The sequence below is a fragment of the Bradyrhizobium sp. CCBAU 53338 genome, from assembly GCF_015291665.1.
Classification (GTDB): Bacteria; Pseudomonadota; Alphaproteobacteria; order Rhizobiales; family Xanthobacteraceae; genus Bradyrhizobium.
The window spans coordinates 5,233,797-5,253,116 of record NZ_CP030048.1 but is presented as its reverse complement, the minus strand read 5'-3'; the positions used below and the strand labels follow the sequence as shown (position 1 = coordinate 5,253,116).

At 64.8% G+C, this 19,320-nt stretch carries 17 protein-coding genes; 8 read left to right on the top strand and 9 right to left on the bottom strand.

Annotated features, from left to right (window positions below):
* Window positions 1-33: 33 nt before the first annotated feature.
* From XH90_RS24695 to XH90_RS24685, 3 genes are read right to left on the bottom strand one after another with little or no spacing between them, the layout of a single operon-like run.
* Window positions 34-948, bottom strand: coding sequence for an SDR family oxidoreductase (locus XH90_RS24695; RefSeq protein WP_194476914.1), 915 nt, complete (start codon window positions 946-948; stop codon window positions 34-36).
* A 5-nt stretch (window positions 949-953) separates the two neighbouring features.
* Complete coding sequence (locus tag XH90_RS24690; RefSeq protein WP_194476913.1) at window positions 954-2,093, bottom strand: thiolase; 1,140 nt, start codon at window positions 2,091-2,093, stop codon at window positions 954-956.
* 3 nt (window positions 2,094-2,096) lie between these two features.
* A complete protein-coding gene (locus XH90_RS24685; protein ID WP_194476912.1) occupies window positions 2,097-2,510 on the bottom strand; it encodes a Zn-ribbon domain-containing OB-fold protein in 414 nt (137 codons plus the stop codon).
* Window positions 2,511-2,701: 191 nt separating this feature from the next.
* On the opposite strand from XH90_RS24685, the gene XH90_RS24680 reads away from it, so the two are divergent.
* From XH90_RS24680 to alkB, 4 genes are all read left to right on the top strand, one after another.
* Complete coding sequence (locus XH90_RS24680; protein WP_194476911.1) at window positions 2,702-4,051, top strand: amidase; 1,350 nt, start codon at window positions 2,702-2,704, stop codon at window positions 4,049-4,051.
* Window positions 4,044-4,730: a DUF2848 domain-containing protein gene (locus tag XH90_RS24675; protein WP_194476910.1), complete on the top strand. Its 687-nt coding sequence runs from the start codon at window positions 4,044-4,046 to the stop codon at window positions 4,728-4,730. The genes XH90_RS24680 and XH90_RS24675 overlap by 8 nt, the downstream gene beginning before the upstream one ends.
* Before the next feature lie 186 nt (window positions 4,731-4,916).
* A complete protein-coding gene (locus tag XH90_RS24670) occupies window positions 4,917-5,660 on the top strand; it encodes a 2OG-Fe(II) oxygenase (RefSeq protein WP_194482794.1) in 744 nt (247 codons plus the stop codon).
* Window positions 5,661-5,669: 9 nt separating this feature from the next.
* A complete protein-coding gene (gene alkB, locus XH90_RS24665) occupies window positions 5,670-6,323 on the top strand; it encodes a DNA oxidative demethylase AlkB (protein WP_194476909.1) in 654 nt (217 codons plus the stop codon).
* 112 nt (window positions 6,324-6,435) lie between these two features.
* On the opposite strand, the gene XH90_RS24660 is transcribed toward alkB, so the two are convergent.
* From XH90_RS24660 to hpaH, 6 genes are read right to left on the bottom strand one after another with little or no spacing between them, the layout of a single operon-like run.
* Window positions 6,436-8,061, bottom strand: a complete 1,626-nt coding sequence (locus XH90_RS24660) for a thiamine pyrophosphate-dependent enzyme (RefSeq protein ID WP_194476908.1) — start codon at window positions 8,059-8,061, stop codon at window positions 6,436-6,438.
* A 26-nt stretch (window positions 8,062-8,087) separates the two neighbouring features.
* A complete protein-coding gene (locus tag XH90_RS24655; RefSeq protein ID WP_194476907.1) occupies window positions 8,088-8,957 on the bottom strand; it encodes a fumarylacetoacetate hydrolase family protein in 870 nt (289 codons plus the stop codon).
* Window positions 8,958-8,960: 3 nt separating this feature from the next.
* On the bottom strand, window positions 8,961-9,944 hold the full coding sequence (hpaD, locus tag XH90_RS24650; RefSeq protein WP_194476906.1) for a 3,4-dihydroxyphenylacetate 2,3-dioxygenase: 984 nt from the start codon (window positions 9,942-9,944) through the stop codon (window positions 8,961-8,963).
* 27 nt (window positions 9,945-9,971) lie between these two features.
* Window positions 9,972-11,510, bottom strand: coding sequence for a 5-carboxymethyl-2-hydroxymuconate semialdehyde dehydrogenase (gene hpaE, locus XH90_RS24645; protein ID WP_194476905.1), 1,539 nt, complete (start codon window positions 11,508-11,510; stop codon window positions 9,972-9,974).
* Window positions 11,503-11,901 carry a 5-carboxymethyl-2-hydroxymuconate Delta-isomerase gene (locus XH90_RS24640; RefSeq protein WP_194476904.1) on the bottom strand — a complete coding sequence of 133 codons (399 nt, stop codon included), beginning with the start codon at window positions 11,899-11,901 and terminating at the stop codon, window positions 11,503-11,505. The genes hpaE and XH90_RS24640 overlap by 8 nt, the downstream gene beginning before the upstream one ends.
* Window positions 11,902-11,929: 28 nt before the next feature.
* A complete protein-coding gene (gene hpaH / locus XH90_RS24635; RefSeq protein ID WP_194476903.1) occupies window positions 11,930-12,736 on the bottom strand; it encodes a 2-oxo-hept-4-ene-1,7-dioate hydratase in 807 nt (268 codons plus the stop codon).
* Between the two features lie 111 nt (window positions 12,737-12,847).
* Between hpaH and hpaR the strand changes: the two genes are divergently transcribed.
* The 4 genes from hpaR (at window position 12,848) to XH90_RS24615 (ending at window position 19,319) form a co-directional block, all read left to right on the top strand.
* Window positions 12,848-13,366, top strand: coding sequence for a homoprotocatechuate degradation operon regulator HpaR (gene hpaR / locus XH90_RS24630; protein WP_194476902.1), 519 nt, complete (start codon window positions 12,848-12,850; stop codon window positions 13,364-13,366).
* A gap of 181 nt (window positions 13,367-13,547) precedes the next feature.
* Window positions 13,548-14,324 carry an HpcH/HpaI aldolase/citrate lyase family protein gene (locus XH90_RS24625; protein WP_194476901.1) on the top strand — a complete coding sequence of 259 codons (777 nt, stop codon included), beginning with the start codon at window positions 13,548-13,550 and terminating at the stop codon, window positions 14,322-14,324.
* Window positions 14,325-14,417: 93 nt separating this feature from the next.
* Window positions 14,418-15,941: a UxaA family hydrolase gene (locus XH90_RS24620; protein ID WP_194476900.1), complete on the top strand. Its 1,524-nt coding sequence runs from the start codon at window positions 14,418-14,420 to the stop codon at window positions 15,939-15,941.
* 105 nt (window positions 15,942-16,046) lie between these two features.
* On the top strand, window positions 16,047-19,319 hold the full coding sequence (locus tag XH90_RS24615; RefSeq protein ID WP_194476899.1) for a DUF2126 domain-containing protein: 3,273 nt from the start codon (window positions 16,047-16,049) through the stop codon (window positions 19,317-19,319).
* The last annotated feature ends 1 nt before the right edge of the window (window position 19,320 follow it).

Here is a 19,320-nt window from a genome sequence, read left to right as displayed (position 1 = left end):
CCTCGCCCGCAGGCGGGGAGAGGTGAAGTCAGGTCACACCGGATCCCAGGGGAAGATGTCGGCGGAGCGGTCGAGCTTGTAGAACGAACCCTTCAGCGCCGGCATGCCGTGTTCCGCGATCGACTGCGGCGTCCAGCCTTCGCTGCGATGGACCGAGCGCAGCGGGCGGTTCTGGCTGAACAGGAACAGCTCGTTCATGCGGGCGCCGAAGATCTGGCCGGAGACATCCTTGGCGGCATCGGAGAGCAGATAAGCGCAGATCGGCGCGATCTTCTCCGGGCCCATCTGCTTGATCTTCTCGACGCGCGCCTTCTCGGCTTCGGTCTCGGTCGGGATGGTGCCGATCATGCGGGTCCAGGCGAACGGCGAGACGCAGTTCGAGCGAACGTTGAAGCGGCCCATGTCGAGCGCAATCGATTTCGACAGGCCGACGATGCCGAGCTTGGCGGCGGCGTAGTTGGCCTGGCCGAAATTGCCGATCAGGCCCGAGGTCGAGGTGAAGTGCACGAAGGAGCCGCTCTCCTGCTCGCGGAAAATGCGCGCGGCGGCGTGGCTGACATAGAACGAGCCCATCAGATGCACCTTGATGACGGCCTCGAACGCCTCCACGCTCATCTTATGGAAGATCATGTCGCGCAAAATGCCGGCATTGTTGACGACGCCGTCGAGGCGGCCGAAATGATCGGTCGCCGTTTTCACGATCCTGCTGGCCGGAATCGCTTCGGCGACCGACTCGAAATTGGCAACCGCCGTGCCGCCACGCTTCTTGATCTCCTCCACGACCTCCTCGGCAGGCGTGGCGCTCGAGCCGGCGCCGTCAGCCGCTCCTCCGGGGTCGTTGACGACGACCTTGGCGCCTTCCGCGGCGCAAAGCAGCGCGATCTCGCGCCCGATGCCGCGGCCTGCGCCGGTGACGATGATGACCTTGTCCTGCAGTGACTTGCTCATGTGGATTACCTCTCGTTCGTAAACACGATCGTGCCCGATGCGGCGAACATGCCGCCGACGCCGTGGCACACGGAAATCTTCGCATTCGGTACCTGTGCCGGTGCGACTCCGCGCATCTGGCGCACGCTCTCCTGGAGCGCGTACATGCCGTACATGCCCGAATGCATGTAGGAGAGGCCGCCGCCATTGGTGTTGAGCGGCAGTTTTCCCCCGGGGCGCGTGTTGCCGTCGGCGATGAACTTGCCGGTCTCCTCGTACGGCATGAAGCCGAGATCGCCGAGCCCGAACAGCGGCAGATGCGCAAAGGCATCGTAGATCATGAGATGGTCGACGTCCCCGTGCGCGATGCCGGCCTCCTTGAAGGCGAGCGGCCCCGCAGTCTTGAACGCGCGCGAGGAGTTGAACGTTTCCATCTGGCTGACCATCGGCGTTTCCACGCTCTCGCCGGTGCCCATGATGTAGACGGGCTTGCGCGGAAAGTCCTTGGCGCGGTCGGCCGAGGTCAGGATCAGCGCGCCGCCGCCGTCGGTGACGAGGCAGCACTGCAGCAGGCGAAACGGATAGGCGATCATGCGCGAGTTGAGCACGTCGGCAACCGTGATCGGGTCCTTCATCATCGCACGCGGATTCTTTGCGGCCCATTCGCGCTGCACGACGGCAACCGAAGCAAGCTGCTCATGCGTGATGCCGTAGGTCTTCATGAAGCGCAGCACGGGGATCGGGAACATGCTGGGCGGACCGTAGACGCCGTAGGGCGCCTCGAACTGGCCGTTGAGGCTGTCCGCCGCGGTGAAGCGCGGCTGCTTGCCGATCATCGACTTGCCGCTTTCGGCATGGGTGATCAGCACGGTCTTGCACAGGCCGGCCTCGATCGCTGCCGCGGCATGGCGAACATGCAGCATGAACGAGCAACCGCCGACCGAGGTGCCGTCCACCCAGGTCGGCTTGATGCCGAGATAGTGGCAGACCTGCTGCGGCGTCTCGACCGCGGTGGCAAAGCCGTCGATGTCGGACAGCTTCAGCCCGGCGTCCGCGATGGCATTGAGCGCCGCGTCCGCGTGAAGCTGGAGCTGCGAGGCGTTGGGAATGACGCCGAGCTCGGTGGTCTCGGCGGCGCCGACGACGGCAACCTGGTTCTTGCGCATGGCTTACCCCTTCGCCGGACGGAAGACGGGGAGGCTGATCTTGTCGTCGAGCGCCTGGAACGCGACCTCCAGCTTCATGTCGAGCTCGAGCGCCTCCGGCGTCTGCGGGCAGTCGATGATGTTGCTCATCATCCGCGGCCCTTCGGCGAGCTCGACCACGGCGATCGCGTAAGGCGGCGTGAAGCCGGGCGCGGCGGGGCGGTGGTTGATCACGTAGCTGTAGAGGAAACCCTTGCCGCTCGCCTTGAACGCCGAGACCTTGCGCGAGGCGCAGGACGGGCAGAACGGGCGCGGCGGGAAGTAGACATGCGCGCAGGCGTCGCAGCGCTGCAGGCGGAGTTCGCCGGCTTTGGTGCCGTCCCAGAAATGCTGGGTTTCCGGCGTCGGTTTCGGTCGCGCGCGCTGCGGTTCGGCCATCTCGGAAAGTCCTCCCAGATTTATTTGCCTTGGGGCAGGCTTAGCGCCCGCCTGTTTCGATCTTGATGCGACAATCAACCATGACGCGTCAACGGTCCAGCAATGCACATGCATGCCATCATGCGCACAATGCTTGTGTCGAACTGAGGCGGCGCTATAGATTGCGCGCGCCAATATTCCGTGAGACAGACATGCCCGATTTTCCGACACTGGCGAAGCTCGCCGAGGACCTCGAAAGCGGCCGCACCACCTCCCGAAAGCAGGTCGAGGCGTGCATCGCCAGGATTGCCGATCCCGCGGGCGAGGGCCAGCGTGCCTTCATCCATGTCGACAAGGACGCCGCGCTTGTGGCGGCCGACGCGATGGACGCCTTGCGCAAGGCCAAGGCCGCGCCATCGCGCTTTGCCGGTATCCCGATCTCGATCAAGGATCTGTTCGACATCAAGGGCCAGGTGACGCGCGCCGGCTCGCGCGCGCTCGACGACTCCTCGCCGGCCGAGCAGGACGCGGCGACGGTGGCGCGGCTGCGCAAGGCCGGCTTCGTCGTGATCGGGCGCACCAACATGACCGAGTTCGCCTATTCCGGCATCGGCATCAATCCGCATTACGGCACGCCGAAGGGCGCCTGGAACCGGGCCGAGGGCCACGTGCCCGGCGGCTCGTCCTCGGGCGCGGCGGTCTCCGTGCTCGACGGCATGGCGCATGGCGCGCTCGGCACCGACACCGGCGGTTCCTGCCGCATTCCTGCAGCGTTCAATGGCATCGTCGGCTACAAGCCGACGCAGCGCCGCGTGCCGCTCGATGGCTCCGTGCCGCTGTCGTTCTCGCTCGACAGTATCGGCCCCTTGGCGCGATCGGTCAGCTGTTGTGCCATTCTCGATGCGGTACTCGCCAACGAGCCGATCGCCGCACTCAAGCCGCGTCCCGTGAAGGGCATGCGGCTCGCCGTGCCGACCACGATCGCGCTCGACGACCTCGACGCAGAGGTGGCTGCGACTTTCGAGCGCGCACTGAAATCGCTCGCCGATCATGGTGCCATCATCGAGCGTACCGAGATGGCTGAATTCCACGACATCGGTCCGATGAACGCCAAGGGCGGCTTTGCCGCGTCCGAGAGCTACGCCTGGCATCGCTATCTCATCAGCTCAAAGGGAGATGTCTACGACCCCCGCGTCTCCGTCCGCATCATGCGCGGCGAGGCGCAGAGCGCGGCCGATTACATCGATCTCCTCAACGAGCGCCGCTCGCTGATCGCCCGCGTGGATGCGCATATCGCGCCCTATGACGCCTTGGTGTTGCCGACCACCGCCAACACGCCGCCGAAGATCGCAGATCTCGCCGACGACAAGGCATTCACCACGCAGAACCTGCGCGCGCTGCGCAACTGCACCCTGATCAACATGATCGACGGCTGCGCGATCTCGCTGCCGGCGCATCGCGAGGGCGACATTCCCGTCGGCCTGATGCTGGCAGGGGCGGGCGGCTCCGATCGCCGTATCTTCGAGCTTGCTGCTGGCATGGAGGCTGTGATTCGTGTTTGACCTGACTTTCACCGTCGACGCCCAGGATACGACCACGCCGCTGACACTGGCGATCGACCACATGGTGATCGCTGGCTGGACCGGCCGCGATCCCGTCGCGCGCGACAAGCACATCGCCGAGCTGCAGGAGATGGGCATCGCCGCGCCGGCCTCGACACCGGTCTACTATCGCGGCGCGGCGCGGCGGCTGACGCAGGAAGACAGCATCGAATGCACCGGCGGAGACTCCTCCGGCGAGGTCGAGTTCGTGCTGATCGGCTGGCAGGGCCGCATCTTCGTCGGCTGCGGCTCCGACCACACCGATCGCAAGGTCGAGGCCTACAGCGTCACGGTCTCCAAGCAGATGTGCGACAAGCCGATCGCTTCCACGCTGTGGGAGCTCGAGGACGTCATCGGCCATTGGGACAAGATGATCCTGCGCTCCTACGCCACGATCAAGGGCAAGCGCGTGCTCTACCAGGAGGGCACGCTGGACGCGATGCTGCCGGTCGCTGATTTGATCGCGCGCGGTTTCGAAGGCGGAAAATTCCCGGACGGTTGCGCCATGTTCGGCGGCACCTTCGCGGCCAAGGGCGGCATCCGCCCGGCGGAACGCTTCGATTTCGAGCTTGAGGATCCCGTGCTGAAGCGGACGATCAAGCACGGCTACGATGTGGTGATGCTGCCGGTGCGGGGCTGATCTCTCTCCGCGTCATTGCGAGGAGCTCGCGACGAACTGCGAAGCAGTCTTGCGCTCTTGCGACGAAGCAAACCAGACTGGTTCTGCGGAGGATTTCTCGATTGCTTCGCTTCGCTCGCAATGACGGGGGATAGTCGTCGGAAATCGGGTGGCGGCGGATGGGCGAGCTTTACGAAGGTGATTGGTATGACAATGACCGCACGAAAATCAGCCTCGCCCGCCACCGACCTTGCCTCCCACGTCGATAGCCTCGACTGGCCTCAAATCACCGCCGAGCTGGACGCCCAGGGCTGCGCGGTCCTGAAGGGCCTGCTCACGCCGGGCCAGTGCCAGGCCATTGCAGCCCTCTACCCGGATGACGCGCACTTCCGCAGCCGCATCGTCATGGGCCGCCACGGTTTTGGCCGCGGCGAGTACAAATACTTTTCCTATCCGCTGCCTGATATCATCGCGCAGTCGCGTCCGGCGCTCTACGCGCACCTGCAAGGCGTCGCCAACAGCTGGAACGAGGCGATGGGGATCGACATTCGCTATCCCGCAGGGCATGCGGCGTTTCTCAAGCGCTGCCACGAAGCAGGGCAGGCGCGGCCGACGCCGCTGCTGCTGCAATATGAGGTTGGTGACTTCAACTGCCTGCACCAGGATCTCTATGGCGAGCACGTGTTCCCCCTCCAGGTCGCGGTCCTCCTGTCCGAACCTGGGCGCGACTTCACCGGCGGTGAATTCGTGCTGACCGAGCAGCGCCCGCGTATGCAGTCCCGCGCCGAAGTGGTTCCGCTGATGCAGGGCGATGCTGTCGCTTTCGCTGTGCATCACCGCCCGGTGCAAGGGACACGCGGCACTTACCGCGTTAACCTGCGCCATGGCGTCAGCCGGATCAGGTCCGGCCAGCGCCACACGCTGGGTGTGATCTTTCACGATGCCAAATGAGCAGTGCGATTGACGGCTGATTTGTTCGACAGCGTCGCCGAAGCGCAGCCGCCGCGCGAGGAGATCGCCGATGGCGCCGTGCTGCTGCGTGGATTCGTCAGGCCGATCGAGAGCGAGCTGATCGCATCGGTGCGCGCCATCGTCGCGCGGTCGCCGTTTCGCCGCATGACCACGCCGGGCGGTCATTTGATGTCGGTGGCCATGACAAACTGCGGCGAGTGCGGCTGGATCACCGGTCACACCGGCTATCGCTATGATCCGATCGACCCCAAGACCGGTGCGCCATGGCCGGCGATGCCGCCGGTGCTGCGCGATCTGGCGCGCCACGCGGCGGAGCAGGGCGGTTTCCAAGATTTCGCGCCCGATGCGTGCCTGGTCAACCGCTACGAGCCCGGCGCGCGATTGGCGCTGCATCAGGACAAGGACGAGCTGGACTATTCCGCGCCGATCGTCTCGGTCTCGCTCGGCCTGCCCGCGACCTTCCTCTTCGGTGGTCTCGCACGCAGCGACAAGCCGCGCCGCTTCCGGCTCGTCCACGGCGACGTCGTGGTCTGGGGCGGAACTAACAGGCTCGCCTATCACGGCGTCGCGCCGCTCGCCGACGGCGAGCATGCGCTGCTGGGGCGAAAGCGGATCAATCTGACGTTTCGAAGGACGCGGTGAAGGAGCGGTCGTTCCGGGACGATGCGAAGCATCGAACTATGGTGCGCAATTGCGGACCTGAGAACCTCGAGATTCCGGGTTCGCGCTCTTGCGCGCCCCGGAATGACGAAAACTACGGCTTCGGCGGGTGAATGAAGGCCCACGGGCTCACTTCCGAATCCCGGGTCACCTCGACCGAGATCAGATACGGCCCTCCATGCGCGAGCGCCTTTTCCATCGCCGCCTTGAACTGATCCGGAGCGGTGACGCGCGCAGAGGCAACGCCGAAGGACTCGGCGAGCTTGACGAAATCAGGATTGACCAGATCGGAGGCCACCACGCGGCCATCAAAGCGCTCGCGCTGGTCACGGCGGACATTGCCATAGGCGTTGTTGTTGAACACCAGCGTCACCACGCCGATGTTGAACTGCACGGCGGTGGCGAGCTCCTGCACGCCGAACATGAAGCCACCGTCGCCGGTGATCGCGACGACAGGCTTGTCGGGATTGGCGACCTTGGCACCGAGCGCAGTCGGGAAACCGGAGCCGAGCGTGCCCTGATAGCCCGAGGTGATGAAGGTGCGCGGCTCGTAGATCGGAAAGCCGTACCAGGAGGCAAAGCCGAACTGCGACAGCTCGTCGGTGACGATCGCGTTCGCGGGCAGCACCTCGCGCAAAATGTTGAGATACGCCATCTGCGGCTGGATGCGCTGGATCTCCTGCTGTGCCGTCGTGGTGGCTTCGCGGATCGCGGCGCGGCGGCCGGCGGTCTTGCTGTAGCCGGTCTTGCTCACAGCAGCAGCGAGATCGGCAGTCGCTGCCTTGGCGTCGGCGACAATCGCCGTGTCAGAAATGAATCGCCTCATCTCGACCGGATCGATGTCGATGCGGATGCTTTTCAGTCCGTCGGGGCGATACGGCCAGCGCGACATGGTCGGCAGCTCCAGTCGCGTACCGATGCCGATCATCAAGTCGGTCTTGGCCCACAACTTGTAGGCGGCGGCCATGGTGAGGCCGAGCTCATGGGCATTGGAGACGATGCCGCGGCCGCTGCGGAAGGCGACCACGGGCGCGTCGATCATCTCGGCGAGCTCGAGGATTTCGTCACGCGCTCCAATCGCTCCGCTGCCGACGAAGATCATCGGCGTCTTGCTGGCCTTGATCAGCGCGGCGGCCTGCTTGATCATGTCTGGATCGGGCTGCGGTGCAGGCAGTGGCTCCAGCACCTGCGCAGCGGCCGTGTCCGCGCGCTGGGTAAAGATATCCCAGGGCATCTCCACCGAGGCGGGACCGCGTCGACCTGAAGTCATCTCCTGGAAGGCACGCGCGACGGTCGTCGGGGCATTGCCGGGATGCTCGACGCGGTCCGCCCACTTCACATACGTGCGCAAGGTCGCGAGCTGGTCCGGCATCTCGTGCAGATGGCCGCGGCCCTTGCCGAGAAACTGCGTCGGCACCTGGCCGGTGACGCACAGCACCGGCTCGTTGCAGCCGAAGGCGGTGAGCAGCGCTGCGCTGGCATTGAGGACGCCGGGGCCGGGCACGACGCTGAACACGCCGGGCCTGCCGCTCGCGCGCGCATAGCCGAACGCCATGTAGCCGCAGGCCTGCTCGTGCCGCGCGCCGATCACCTTGAGCTGGGCCTGGTGGAAGGCGTCGAACAGGCCGTAGACCTGCGCGCCGGGCAGGCCGAACACCGTGTCGACGCCATGGGCGACGAGCCCGCTTACGATCGCTTCGCCGCCGGTGAGGGTGGTCATTGCATCATTCCATTTCGCGTTGTTGTTCAGGCTTCGTCGACGACGCCGTTGCGCAAAGTGCCGATGCCCTCGGCGGCGACCTCGATGACGTCACCGGGTTTCAGATAGCGCGGCGGATCGAACCGCGCCCCAGCGCCGGTCGGCGTGCCCGTGACGATGACATCGCCGGGCACGAGCGTCGCGAAAGTCGAGATATAGCTGATGAGGTAGCGGAACGGAAACATCAGCCGGCTGGTGCGGTCGTCCTGCCTGAGCTCACCGTTGACATGCGTCGTGAGCCTGATGTCGGCGATCTGCGCTTCCTTCGTGTAGGGCACGAGCCACGGCCCGAGACTGCCGCTGGAATCGAAGTTCTTGCCCTGAGTGACGTTGAACTTGGCGTGGCGCAGCCAGTCGCGCACGGAGCCCTCGTTGCAGAGCGTCAGCGCTGCGATGTGATCGAGTGCGGCGCTCTCCTTGATGTGCCGGCCGGGCTTGCCGATCACCAGCACGATCTCGCCTTCATAATCGAGCTGCGCGGATGCGCGCGGGCGCACCAGCGGCGTGTCGTGGCCGACGAAGGAGCGGGGCGAGCGCATGAACATGCTCGGATATTTCGGAGCGTCCTGGCCGTCCTTGTATTCGGCATTGCGGTCGGGATAGTTGACGCCGATGCAGATGATCTTTTCCGGCGCGGGCACCGGCGGCAACCATGTGATCTCGCCGAGCGCGTGAACCGGCGTGCGGCCGGCGGCTTCTTCGGCAAGGCTCACGAGCTTCCCTGCGGCGATGACCTCGCGCAATGTCGGATAGTCCTTGGCATGGCGCGCAGAGAGATCGACGATGCCGCCCTCCAGGACGGCGCCGTAACGGGTTTCACCCTTGAGGGAATAGGTGGCGAGGCGAGGGAGCTTCATGGCTTAATCCGCCACCAGCACGTCGGCCACGAACTTCGGCTCGCGCACGGCCTGGCCCGTGAAGGGCGAGCCTTGCTCGAACCAGGAGCGCGGCGCCGGCGCGCCCCACAGCGTCTGGCGGCGGGGATCGCGGAGCGACCAGCGCAGCGGCTCATGGTCGTGGTCGCCCGTGAAATAATCGCTGGTGTAGAGCTCGAGGCGATGTCCATCGGGGTCGCGGACATAGAGGAAGAACGCGTTCGAGATGCCGTGGCGTCCGGGGCCGCGCTCGATGTTCTTCACAAAGCCCTGCGAGGCCATGACGTCGCAGAGATGGATGATGTTCATCGCCGTCGGCGTCCAGTAGGCGAAATGATGCAGGCGAGGGCCCTTGCCGTTTGTGATCGCGAAATCATGGACGTTGCCCTTGCGATGCATCCAGGCCGCCGCGATGCGGCCATTCGGTCCGTCCTCTTCGGCGTACTCGGTGAGGCGGAAGCCGAGCCGCGCATAGAAGTCGACGGTGTCCTGCACTTCGGCCGCGAAGACGTTGAAATGGTCGAGCCGCTGCGGGTGGCACCCCCGGTAGAGATCATAGCGGCGGAGCAGATGCGGTCGGCGCTCCATCGAAGCGTAGAGCTCGATCTGGAAGCCGAAGGGGTCGGTGAATTGCAGCGTCCGGCCCTGGAAGGGCTGATCGGCAAACGCATAGCCAAGGCCATTCTCGGAGAGAAACTTTGCGGCCTTGTCGAGATCGCCGTCATTGCCGACCTTGAAGCCGAGCCTGTTACAGGCCGGCACTGCCGCCTTGCGCAGCACCAGCGAGTGATGCTGGTGCTCTTCGGCGGCGCGCAAGTACACGACATTGTCGTCGGCATCCTCGACATGCAGTCCGACGGTGGTCTCGTAGAACTCGCGGCTCAACTTCAGATCGGTCACGTCGAGCACGACGTGGCTGGAGCGGATGATGTTGAACGGCGGCTCGAAGGTGTGTTGCGGTACCGGCATTGGCGTTTCCCCAGGGAATGGCGAGCGTCAGAGTCCCAGTTTCTGGATCTTGTGCGTGCCCCGCGCCAGCGAGACGTGCTTGGTTTCCATGTAGAAGTCGAACGAGTAGTCGCCGCCGTCGCGGCCGATGCCCGAGGCCTTCATGCCGCCGAACGGCGTCGGCAGATGGCGGACGTTTTCGGAGTTCAGCCAGATCATGCCGGCCTCCAACGCGTCGGCAACCCGCAAGGCGCGGCCGACGTCGTTGGTCCAGACATAGCCGGTCAGGCCGTAGCGGATGTCGTTGGCGATCTCGATCGCGTCGGCCTCGTCCTTGAACGGCAGCACGGTGAGGAAGGGGCCGAACACCTCCTCCTGCGCAACGCGCATCTTGCCGCTCGCGCCCGTCACCAGCGTCGGCTCGACGTAATGTCCGCCACCCGGGCCGTCATAGGCCTTGCCGCCGACCGCGATGGTCGCGCCGTCCTGCCGCGCGACGTCGAAATAGGAGCATACCTTCGCCAGATGCCGCTCGTGAATCAGCGGCCCGATCTCGGTGGCGGGATCGAGCGGGTGACCGACCTTCAGCGCCTTCACGCGCGCGGTCAGCTTCTCGACGAACTTCTCGGCGATGCTCTGCTGGATCAACAGGCGGCTCGACGAGGTGCAGCGCTCGCCGTTGAGCGAGTAGATCATGAACACGACGGCATCGAGCGCGCGTTCGAGATCGGCGTCGTCGAACACGATGACGGGATTCTTGCCGCCGAGCTCGAAATGCACGCGCTTCAGGGTCGGCGCGCCCTGGACCATGATGGCCGAGCCCGTTGCGCTCTCGCCGACGAAGCCGATCGCCTTGATGGCGGGATGCTCGGTCAATGCCCTGCCAGCCTCTTCGCCAAAACCATGGACGGTGTTGAGCACGCCGTCGGGCACGCCGGCTTCCTTGACGAGCTTCGCCAGAATGGCGGCCGTCACCGGCGACCACTCGGCCGGCTTGTGCACGACGGTGCAGCCCGCGGCCAGCGCCGGCGCGATCTTCCAGGTCGACAGCATGAACGGCGTGTTCCACGGCGTGATCACGCCGACGGGGCCGATCGGCACGCGGGTGGAAACGTTCCAGTGCTCGTCGCTTGGCGTATTGAGGCCGTCGCGGGCCTCGGCGCATTTGTCGGCGAAGAAGCGGAAGTTCTCGGCGGCGCGGATCGCGGCCTTGGCCATGAAGCGATAGGCCTGGCCGGTGTCGATGCATTCGAGCACGGCGATGTCTTCGGCGTTGTCCTCGATCGCGTCGGCCACCCGATGCAGCAGCTTCTTCCGCATCGCCGGACCCATGTCGCGCCAGGACTTGAAGGCGAGGGCAGCGGCTGTCGCTGCCGCGTCGATGTCTTCGGCGTTGCCGCGCGCGACGCTTGCGAGTGTTGCCCCATCGACGGGAGACTTGGTCTCGAAGGTCTGGCCCGAGATCGACGGCACGATCTTGCCGTCGATCATATGGCCGATGCCGTCGACGTTCAGCTTCTTCAGCAGCGCCGCGACGCGGTCGCGGTTGGTCTGGAAGGCGTCGGTTTTGGGTGTGGGCTTATCCATGGGCGGCGACCACTTTCAATGCGTCGTGGATGTTGTTGCGCTTCCAGCTGGTGTCCTTGTCGTTGATCTGCATATCGAATGACAAAGCGAACTTGCTGCCAGCGAAGACGGGATCGAGGTGTTTTGAGAGCGCCTGAAAGACATGCTCACCGGCCTTCTGGCGCGTCGGAAGGTCGCGGCCCTCGCCGATGCGTAGCACCATGTCGAGGAAACCGTAATCGTTGCGCGCATCGGCGATCGCGTAGTGCTCGCACCTGATAGCGCGCACGCGGATGCCGCCGAGCGGGAAGATGCCGGTCTCGACCGCCGCTTTCCGCACCACCTCGCACACAGTGCCGATGTCGAGGCGGCCATCGAGATTGGCCGAATATTCGATCGTGAAATGCGGCATGGCGGTTTCACTCCCTGTATTTTATGGGTCAGGCGAAGTAGCAGCTCACCGAGCCGTAGGCGCCATAATCGGCCTGAATTGTGTCGCCCTTGCGGGTCTCGATCGGACGGATGAAGGAGCCGGCGAGCACCACCTGGCCGGGCTCGAGCGCAAGCCCGAGCGGCGCGATCTTGTTGGCAAGCCACGCGACGGCGGTGGCCGGATGATTGAGCACGCCGGCGGCAAGGCCGGTCTCTTCCAGTTGGCCGTTCTTGAAGCACAGCGCGCCGATCCAGCGCAGGTCCGCCTCTAGCGGACGGATCGGCCGTCCGCCGAGCACGATGCCGGCATTCGCCGCGTTGTCGGCGATGGTGTCGTAGATCTTTCGTGTGGCCTTGGTCTCGGGATCGACGCGCTCGATGCGCGTATCCAGAATCTCCAGCGCCGGCACGACGAAGTCGGTGGCGTTGAGCACGTCGAACATCGTGCAGTCCGGCCCCGACAGGCGCTTGTTCATGACGAAGGCAAGCTCGGCCTCGACGCGCGTCGCGATGAAGCGCTCGGTCGGAATGATCCCGCCGTCGGCGAAGAACATGTCGTCGAGCAGCACCCCGGAGTCGGGCTCGTCGATATTGAGCGCGCTCTGCATCGCCTTCGAAGTCAGGCCGATCTTGTGGCCTTTGACGATCCGCCCCTCGGCGATCTTGATGTCGACCCACGCCTTCTGAATCGCATAGGCATGGGCGATGGTGATGTCGGGGAAATCCTGCGACAATTGCCGGATCTGCACGCGGGTCTTCTCCGCCCGGTGCAGACGGCTCGCGCAAGCCTGGATATCGTCTTTGGATAGCGGCATCTGAGAGCTTACAAATCGTGGTGCCCGGAGATACTTAACATGTTAAGTGAATGCGTCAAACACAATTCGGGTTTGCTGCACTGCAAACAGCTAGCGGTCTGAAAGGGTATCATGGCGAAAAGACCGGCTGATCCGACCAGCGCAAGCCCGCCCGCCGCGCGGCAGGTGCCGATGCGGGACTTCTCGCGCTCGCTGCCGATGTCGCTCTTGCGGGCGCGAGAGGCGGTGATGCGGCAATTTCGTCCCAATCTGCGCGAACACGGCCTGACCGAGCAGCAATGGCGCATCCTGCGCGCGCTCGCCGCCATCGAAGCTGCAGAGGTCACGGAACTCGCGCGCACTGCGTTTCTCCTCGGACCAAGCCTGTCGCGCATCCTGCGCGATCTCGAGGCGCGCAATCTGATCGAGCGCAAGACCGCGAAGACGGATCAGCGCCGCAGCATGGTCTCGATCTCCAGGGAGGGCGTGAAGCTGATGGCCCTAGTCGCGCCGTCCTCGGAGGCGATCTATGCCGAGATCACGCAGCGCTTCGGCGCGCGCAAGCTTGCCGAGTTGCAGGAGATGCTCGGAGAGTTGGAGACGTGCCTTGCGGCGCTCGGCGCCGGCGACGAGGCAAGTGCAGGAGAGTGAAACCAGATATGCGCTTGGATGCGGCGAGAGCCATGGACATTGCTGCGTTTTTTCGCTCAAAGTGCCGCCCAAGCTGATCCGTCCAAATCGGCACTGGAAACCAGGAGCGCGCTGTCGCGGCGCTCGTCATCGCGACGAAGGTCCAGACAACACGGTTTAAACAACAAAGAAGGAAGGCAACGTGGCGAACAAGGTCAAGGAAATCTGGAAGTCGGGCAAGGCCGTGGTCAACGCGTGGCTGGCCATTCCGTCCGGTTTCTCGGCTGAGATGATCGCGCAATGCGGCTTCGACAGCGTCACCGTCGACATGCAGCACGGCGTGCAGGACTATCTGTCGATGGTGCAGTGCTTCCAGGCCATGGACAAGCACCCGGTCACCCCGATGGTCCGCGTGCCCTGGAACGAACCCGGCATCATCGGCAAGGTGCTCGACGGCGGCGCCTATGGCGTGATCTGCCCGATGGTCAATACGGCGCAGGAGGCCAGGAACCTCGTCTCCTACTCCAAATATCCGCCGCAGGGCGTCCGTTCCAACGGGCCGATCCGCGCCGGCATGTACGGCACCGCCGGCTCCTACCAGAAGACCGCGAATGCCGACACCATCCTGCTGCCGATGATGGAGACCAGGACCGCGGTCGAGAACATGGAAGCGATCCTCGACGTCGAAGGCATCGACGGCGTCTATATCGGCCCGTCCGATCTCGGCTTCTCCTACGGCCTCGAGCCGAAGCTCGATCGCTCCGAACCCGAGATCCTCGCGATCTACGACAAGATCATCAAGGAATGCGGCAAGCGCGGCCTCAACCCGGGCATCCATTGCAGCGGCGCCGAAGGCGCGGCGCGCGCCATCAACATGGGCTTCAAGCTGGTGACGCTCTCGAACGAGGTCGGCCTGATGACCACCTACGCCAAGATGCAAGTCAACGCGACCCGCAAGGATTCCGGCGGCAAGGCTTAAGAACTCGCGAATGGCGAATGGGGAGTGGCGAACGATGCTGCTCCCCTTTTCCATTCGGAACTCGCTACTCACTATTCGCTTTAGGAGATACTCATGACCATCAGCCCCGTCATCCGCCTGCATCCCGATGATGGCGTGCTGATCGCGCGCGCGAGCCTGCCGTCGGGGACGGTGGTGGCCGACGGCGTGACGACGGTCGAGCGCATTCCCTCCGGCCACAAGGTTGCGATCAAGCCGTTCGCGGTGGGCGAGCCCGTGATCCGCTACGGCCAGATCATCGGCTTTGCGACGCAGGCCATCGCGCCGGGCCAGCACGTGCACGTGCAGAACATCGGCATGGGTGACTTTGCCAAGGACTACGCCTATTGCGCCGACGTCAAGCCGACACCGAATTTCGACCTGCCGGCGACGTTCGAAGGCATTCGCCGCCCCGACGGCCGCGTCGCCACGCGCAACTATATCGGCATCCTCACCTCGGTGAATTGCAGCGCGCATGTCGCAAGCCTCGTCGCCGACGTCTTCAAGAAGAACCCGTTCACCGGCGACAATCCGCTGGCCGAATTTCCCAATGTCGACGGCGTGGTCGCGCTGACCCACAAGACCGGTTGCGGCATGACGCAGAACGAGCCGCTCGCGCTGCTTCGCCGTACGCTCGGCGGCTATGCGCGTCACGTGAATTTCTCTCATGTCATCGTGCTCGGCCTCGGCTGCGAGGTGAACCAGATCGGCGGGCTCATGGAAGAGCAGAAGCTCGCCGGTCGCCTGCGCGCGATGGACATCCAGGAGGTCGGCGGCACCCGCAAGACGGTGGAAGCCGGCATCGCCTTCGTGCGCGAGGCGCTCACTGACTCCAACAAGGTCAAGCGCGAGTCCGTTCCGGCGAGCGAACTCACCGTCGCGCTGCAATGCGGCGGCTCGGACGGCTATTCCGGCGTGTCGGCGAATCCGGCGCTTGGTGCTGCCAGCGATCTCATCGTGCGCCACGGCGGCACTGTCATTCTGTCGGAGACGCCGGAGACCTACGGCGCCGAGCATCTCCTCACGCGCCGCGCCGTCAGCCGCGAGGTCGGCGAGAAGCTCGTCGATCTCATGCGCTGGTGGGACGAATACACGACGCGCGAAGGCGCCGAGATGAATGCCAATCCGAGCCCCGGCAACAAGGCCGGCGGTCTCACCACCATTCTGGAAAAATCGCTCGGCGCGATGGCCAAGGCCGGCACCACCAATCTCGTCGATGTTTTGCGCTACGCCGAGCCCGTGACCAAGAAGGGCTTCGTCTTCATGGACACGCCCGGCTACGACCCGGTCGCGGCAACAGGCCAGGTCGCCGGCGGCGCCAACCTCGTCTGCTTCACCACGGGACGCGGCAGCGTGTTCGGCTGCAAGCCTGCGCCCTCGATCAAGCTCGCCACCAACACGCCTATGTACAAGCGCATGGAAGAGGACATGGACGTCAATTGCGGCACCATCCTCGAAGGTGAGGAGAGTGTCCAGGAGTGCGGCCAGCGCATCTTCGATCTCATCCTGAAGACCGCCTCCGGCCAGCCCACCAAGAGCGAGAGCTTCGATTTCGGCGGTGCCGAGTTCGCGCCCTGGGTGCTCGGCGCGACGATGTGATCGACCGTGCAGCCCGTGCCGTAGGCACGGTCTGCCCGTTGTTAGTGCTTGATCGCATTCACGTCAGGTGTTCTGCTCAAAAAAGCTGCTGGAGCACCGCACCCCGTGTCGATCTACGTCGCACTGCATCACGTCACGCACTACAAATACGACCGCCCGATCGATCTGGGACCGCAGACCATCCGCCTGCGGCCGGCGCCGCACACGCGAACGCCGATCCTGAGCTATTCGCTCAAGGTCACGCCGGCCAACCACTTCGTGAACTGGCAGCAGGACCCGCAGGGCAACTGGCTCGCCCGCTACGTCTTCCCGGAGAAGACGACCGAGCTGAAATTCGAGGTCGACTTCACGGCGCAGATGACGACGGTCAACCCGTTCGACTTCTTCGTCGAGCCCTATGCCGACAGCTTTCCGTTCGAGTATCCGAAAGATCTCAAGACCGAGCTGGCGCCGTATCTCGAGACCATCAAGCCCGATCGCGAATTCGCAAAATATCTGGCCTCGATCCCGCGCGAGGCGCCGAACACGGTCAACTACCTGGTCGATCTCAATCGCGAGCTGCAGAAGAAGATTAGCTACATCATCCGCATGGAGCCCGGCGTGCAGACGCCGGAGGAGACGCTGACGTCCTGCGCGGGATCGTGCCGCGACTCCGCCTGGCTTCTGATCCAGACCTTCCGCCATCTCGGCCTCGCCGCGCGCTTCGTCTCCGGCTATTTGATCCAGATTCGTCCCGACATCGATCCGATCGAGGGACCACCCGAGGTCGAGAACGACTTTACCGATCTGCACGCCTGGGCCGAGGTCTATCTGCCCGGCGCTGGCTGGATCGGTTTCGATGCGACCTCCGGAATGCTCGCGGGCGAGGGGCACATCCCCGTGGCGGCCACGCCGCATTATCGCTCGGCAGCTCCAATCTCAGGCGGCGCAGGCTTTGCCGAAGTCGAGTTCGCCTTCGACATGAGCGTGCGGCGGATTCGCGAGGCGCCACGCATCACAAAGCCGTTCTCCGACGAGTCCTGGGCGCGGCTCAATGATCTCGGCGAGCAGGTCGACGGTGATCTCCTAAGCCAGGACGTGCGGCTCACCATGGGTGGCGAGCCGACCTTCGTGTCCGTGGATGATCTCGAGGCCGCGGAGTGGAATACGGAAGCCGTCGGTCCGACCAAGCGCGCGCTCGGCGATGATCTGATCCGCCGCCTGCGGACGCGCTTTGCCCCGGGCGGTCTGCTGCATTACGGCCAGGGAAAATGGTATCCGGGCGAGAGCCTGCCGCGCTGGGCCTTTGGTCTGTACTGGCGCAAGGACGGCGTGCCGATCTGGAAGAACGCCGATCTCATCGCAAAAATCGAGAATCCCAGGCGTGCCCAGACCGAGGACGCCGAAGACTTCATGGAGGGCACGGCGGCGCGGCTCGGGCTCGATCCCGGCTACATCATCCCGGCCTATGAGGACACCGTCTACTGGCTGCAGAAGGAAGCCGAGCTTCCGATCAACGTCGATCCCTCCAACTCGCAATTGTCCGATCCCGAGGCGCGCGCGCGGATGGCGCGGGTCTTCAATCAGGGCCTCCGCGCGCCGCGCGGCTTCGTGCTGCCGGTGCAGCGCTGGAATGCGCCGCCGCGCTGGCGCAGCGAGCGCTGGCAGCTCCGGCGCGGCCATCTGTTCCTGTCGCCGGGCGATTCACCGCTCGGCCTGCGCCTGCCGATCGGCTCGCTCGGCTATGTGCCGCCAAATCAATATCCCTACATTATCGAGCAGGACCCGATGGAGGCGCGCGATAAGCTGCCGGTGTTTACACCGCCGGCGCGCCCAAAATCGCCGCCGCGGCGGGTCACGCCTGAGCAGCTCAACACGTCCATCCCGGTTCGCACGGCGCTGTCGATCGAAGTCCGCGACGGCGTGATCTGCGCGTTCATGCCGCCGGTCGAGCGTATCGAGGATTATCTCGAACTGGTTGCGGCGGTCGAAGCCACGGCCGAAGAGATGCAGCTCCAGGTCCATGTCGAGGGCTATGCGCCGCCGTTCGATCCCCGCATCGAGGTCATCAAGGTCACGCCCGACCCCGGCGTCATCGAGGTGAACATCCAGCCGGCGCAGAGCTGGCGCGATGCGGTCGAGATCACCTCGGGTCTCTACGAGGACGCCGGCAAGGTGCGTCTCGGCGCCAATCGTTTTCTGCTCGATGGCCGCCACACCGGCACCGGCGGCGGCAATCACGTCGTGATCGGCGGCTCGAGCCCGCAGGATTCGCCGTTCCTGCGCCGGCCTGATCTCTTGAAGAGTCTCGTGCTGTACTGGCAGCGGCATCCCTCGCTGTCCTATTTCTTCTCGGGCCTGTTCATCGGCCCGACCAGCCAGGCGCCGCGCATCGACGAAGCGCGCCATGACAGCATCTACGAGCTGGAGATCGCGCTCTCGCACGTGCCGCCGCCGGGCTACCAGGCCCCGCTGTGGCTGGTGGACCGCTTCTTCAGGCATCTGCTGGTCGACATCACCGGCAACACCCATCGCTCGGAAATCTGCATCGACAAGCTCTATTCGCCTGACGGTCCCACCGGCCGGCTCGGCCTCGTCGAATTTCGCGCGCTCGAAATGCCGCCGGATCCGCGCATGTCGCTGGCGCAGCAGCTGCTGATCCGCGCGCTGATCGCAAAGTTCTGGCGCGAGCCGCAAAGCGGCAGGTTCGTGCGCTGGGGCACTGCGTTGCATGATCGCTTCATGCTGCCGCATTTCATCTGGGAAGATTTCAAGGACGTGCTGTCCGAGCTGAAAAGCTCAGGCTATCCGTTCGAGCCGGAATGGTATCTGGCCCAGCTCGAATTCCGCTTCCCCGCCTTTGGCCGCATCCATCATGGCGGCGTGACGATGGAGCTGCGGCAGGCGCTGGAGCCCTGGCACGTCCTGGGTGAAGAGGGCTCGGCCGGCGGCACCGTGCGCTATGTCGACAGCTCGGTCGAGCGGCTCCAGGTCAAGGCAGAGGGCTTCGTCGAGGGTCGCCATATCATCACCTGCAACGGCCGCCGCCTGCCGATGACATCGACCGGCCGCTCGGCCGAGGCCGTGGCCGGCGTCCGCTTCAAGGCCTGGCAGCCGGCCTCCGGCCTGCACCCGACCATTCCGGTCCACGCGCCGCTGACCTTCGACCTCATAGATAGCTGGAACGGCCGCTCGCTGGGCGGCTGCGTCTATCACGTCGCCCATCCCGGCGGGCGCAACTACGACACCAAGCCCGTCAACACCTACGAGGCCGAGGCGCGGCGGCTGGCGCGCTTCCAGGACCACGGCCATACGCCGGGGCCGATGCAGCCGCCGCCCGAGGAACGCACAAATGAATTTCCGCTGACCCTCGACTTGCGGACCCCGCTCCTGCAATGAG

What these genes read in the sequence shown, in the direction of transcription:
- XH90_RS24695 (WP_194476914.1), bottom strand. Translation starts at nt 948, where the DNA reads ATGAGCAAGTCACTGCAGGACAAGGTCATCATCGTCACCGGCGCAGGC.
- XH90_RS24690 (WP_194476913.1), bottom strand. Translation starts at nt 2,093, where the DNA reads ATGCGCAAGAACCAGGTTGCCGTCGTCGGCGCCGCCGAGACCACCGAG.
- XH90_RS24685 (WP_194476912.1), bottom strand. Translation starts at nt 2,510, where the DNA reads ATGGCCGAACCGCAGCGCGCGCGACCGAAACCGACGCCGGAAACCCAG.
- XH90_RS24680 (WP_194476911.1), top strand. Translation starts at nt 2,702, where the DNA reads ATGCCCGATTTTCCGACACTGGCGAAGCTCGCCGAGGACCTCGAAAGC.
- XH90_RS24670 (WP_194482794.1), top strand. Translation starts at nt 4,917, where the DNA reads ATGACAATGACCGCACGAAAATCAGCCTCGCCCGCCACCGACCTTGCC.
- XH90_RS24660 (WP_194476908.1), bottom strand. Translation starts at nt 8,061, where the DNA reads ATGACCACCCTCACCGGCGGCGAAGCGATCGTAAGCGGGCTCGTCGCC.
- XH90_RS24655 (WP_194476907.1), bottom strand. Translation starts at nt 8,957, where the DNA reads ATGAAGCTCCCTCGCCTCGCCACCTATTCCCTCAAGGGTGAAACCCGT.
- hpaD (WP_194476906.1), bottom strand. Translation starts at nt 9,944, where the DNA reads ATGCCGGTACCGCAACACACCTTCGAGCCGCCGTTCAACATCATCCGC.
- hpaE (WP_194476905.1), bottom strand. Translation starts at nt 11,510, where the DNA reads ATGGATAAGCCCACACCCAAAACCGACGCCTTCCAGACCAACCGCGAC.
- XH90_RS24640 (WP_194476904.1), bottom strand. Translation starts at nt 11,901, where the DNA reads ATGCCGCATTTCACGATCGAATATTCGGCCAATCTCGATGGCCGCCTC.
- hpaH (WP_194476903.1), bottom strand. Translation starts at nt 12,736, where the DNA reads ATGCCGCTATCCAAAGACGATATCCAGGCTTGCGCGAGCCGTCTGCAC.
- hpaR (WP_194476902.1), top strand. Translation starts at nt 12,848, where the DNA reads ATGGCGAAAAGACCGGCTGATCCGACCAGCGCAAGCCCGCCCGCCGCG.
- XH90_RS24620 (WP_194476900.1), top strand. Translation starts at nt 14,418, where the DNA reads ATGACCATCAGCCCCGTCATCCGCCTGCATCCCGATGATGGCGTGCTG.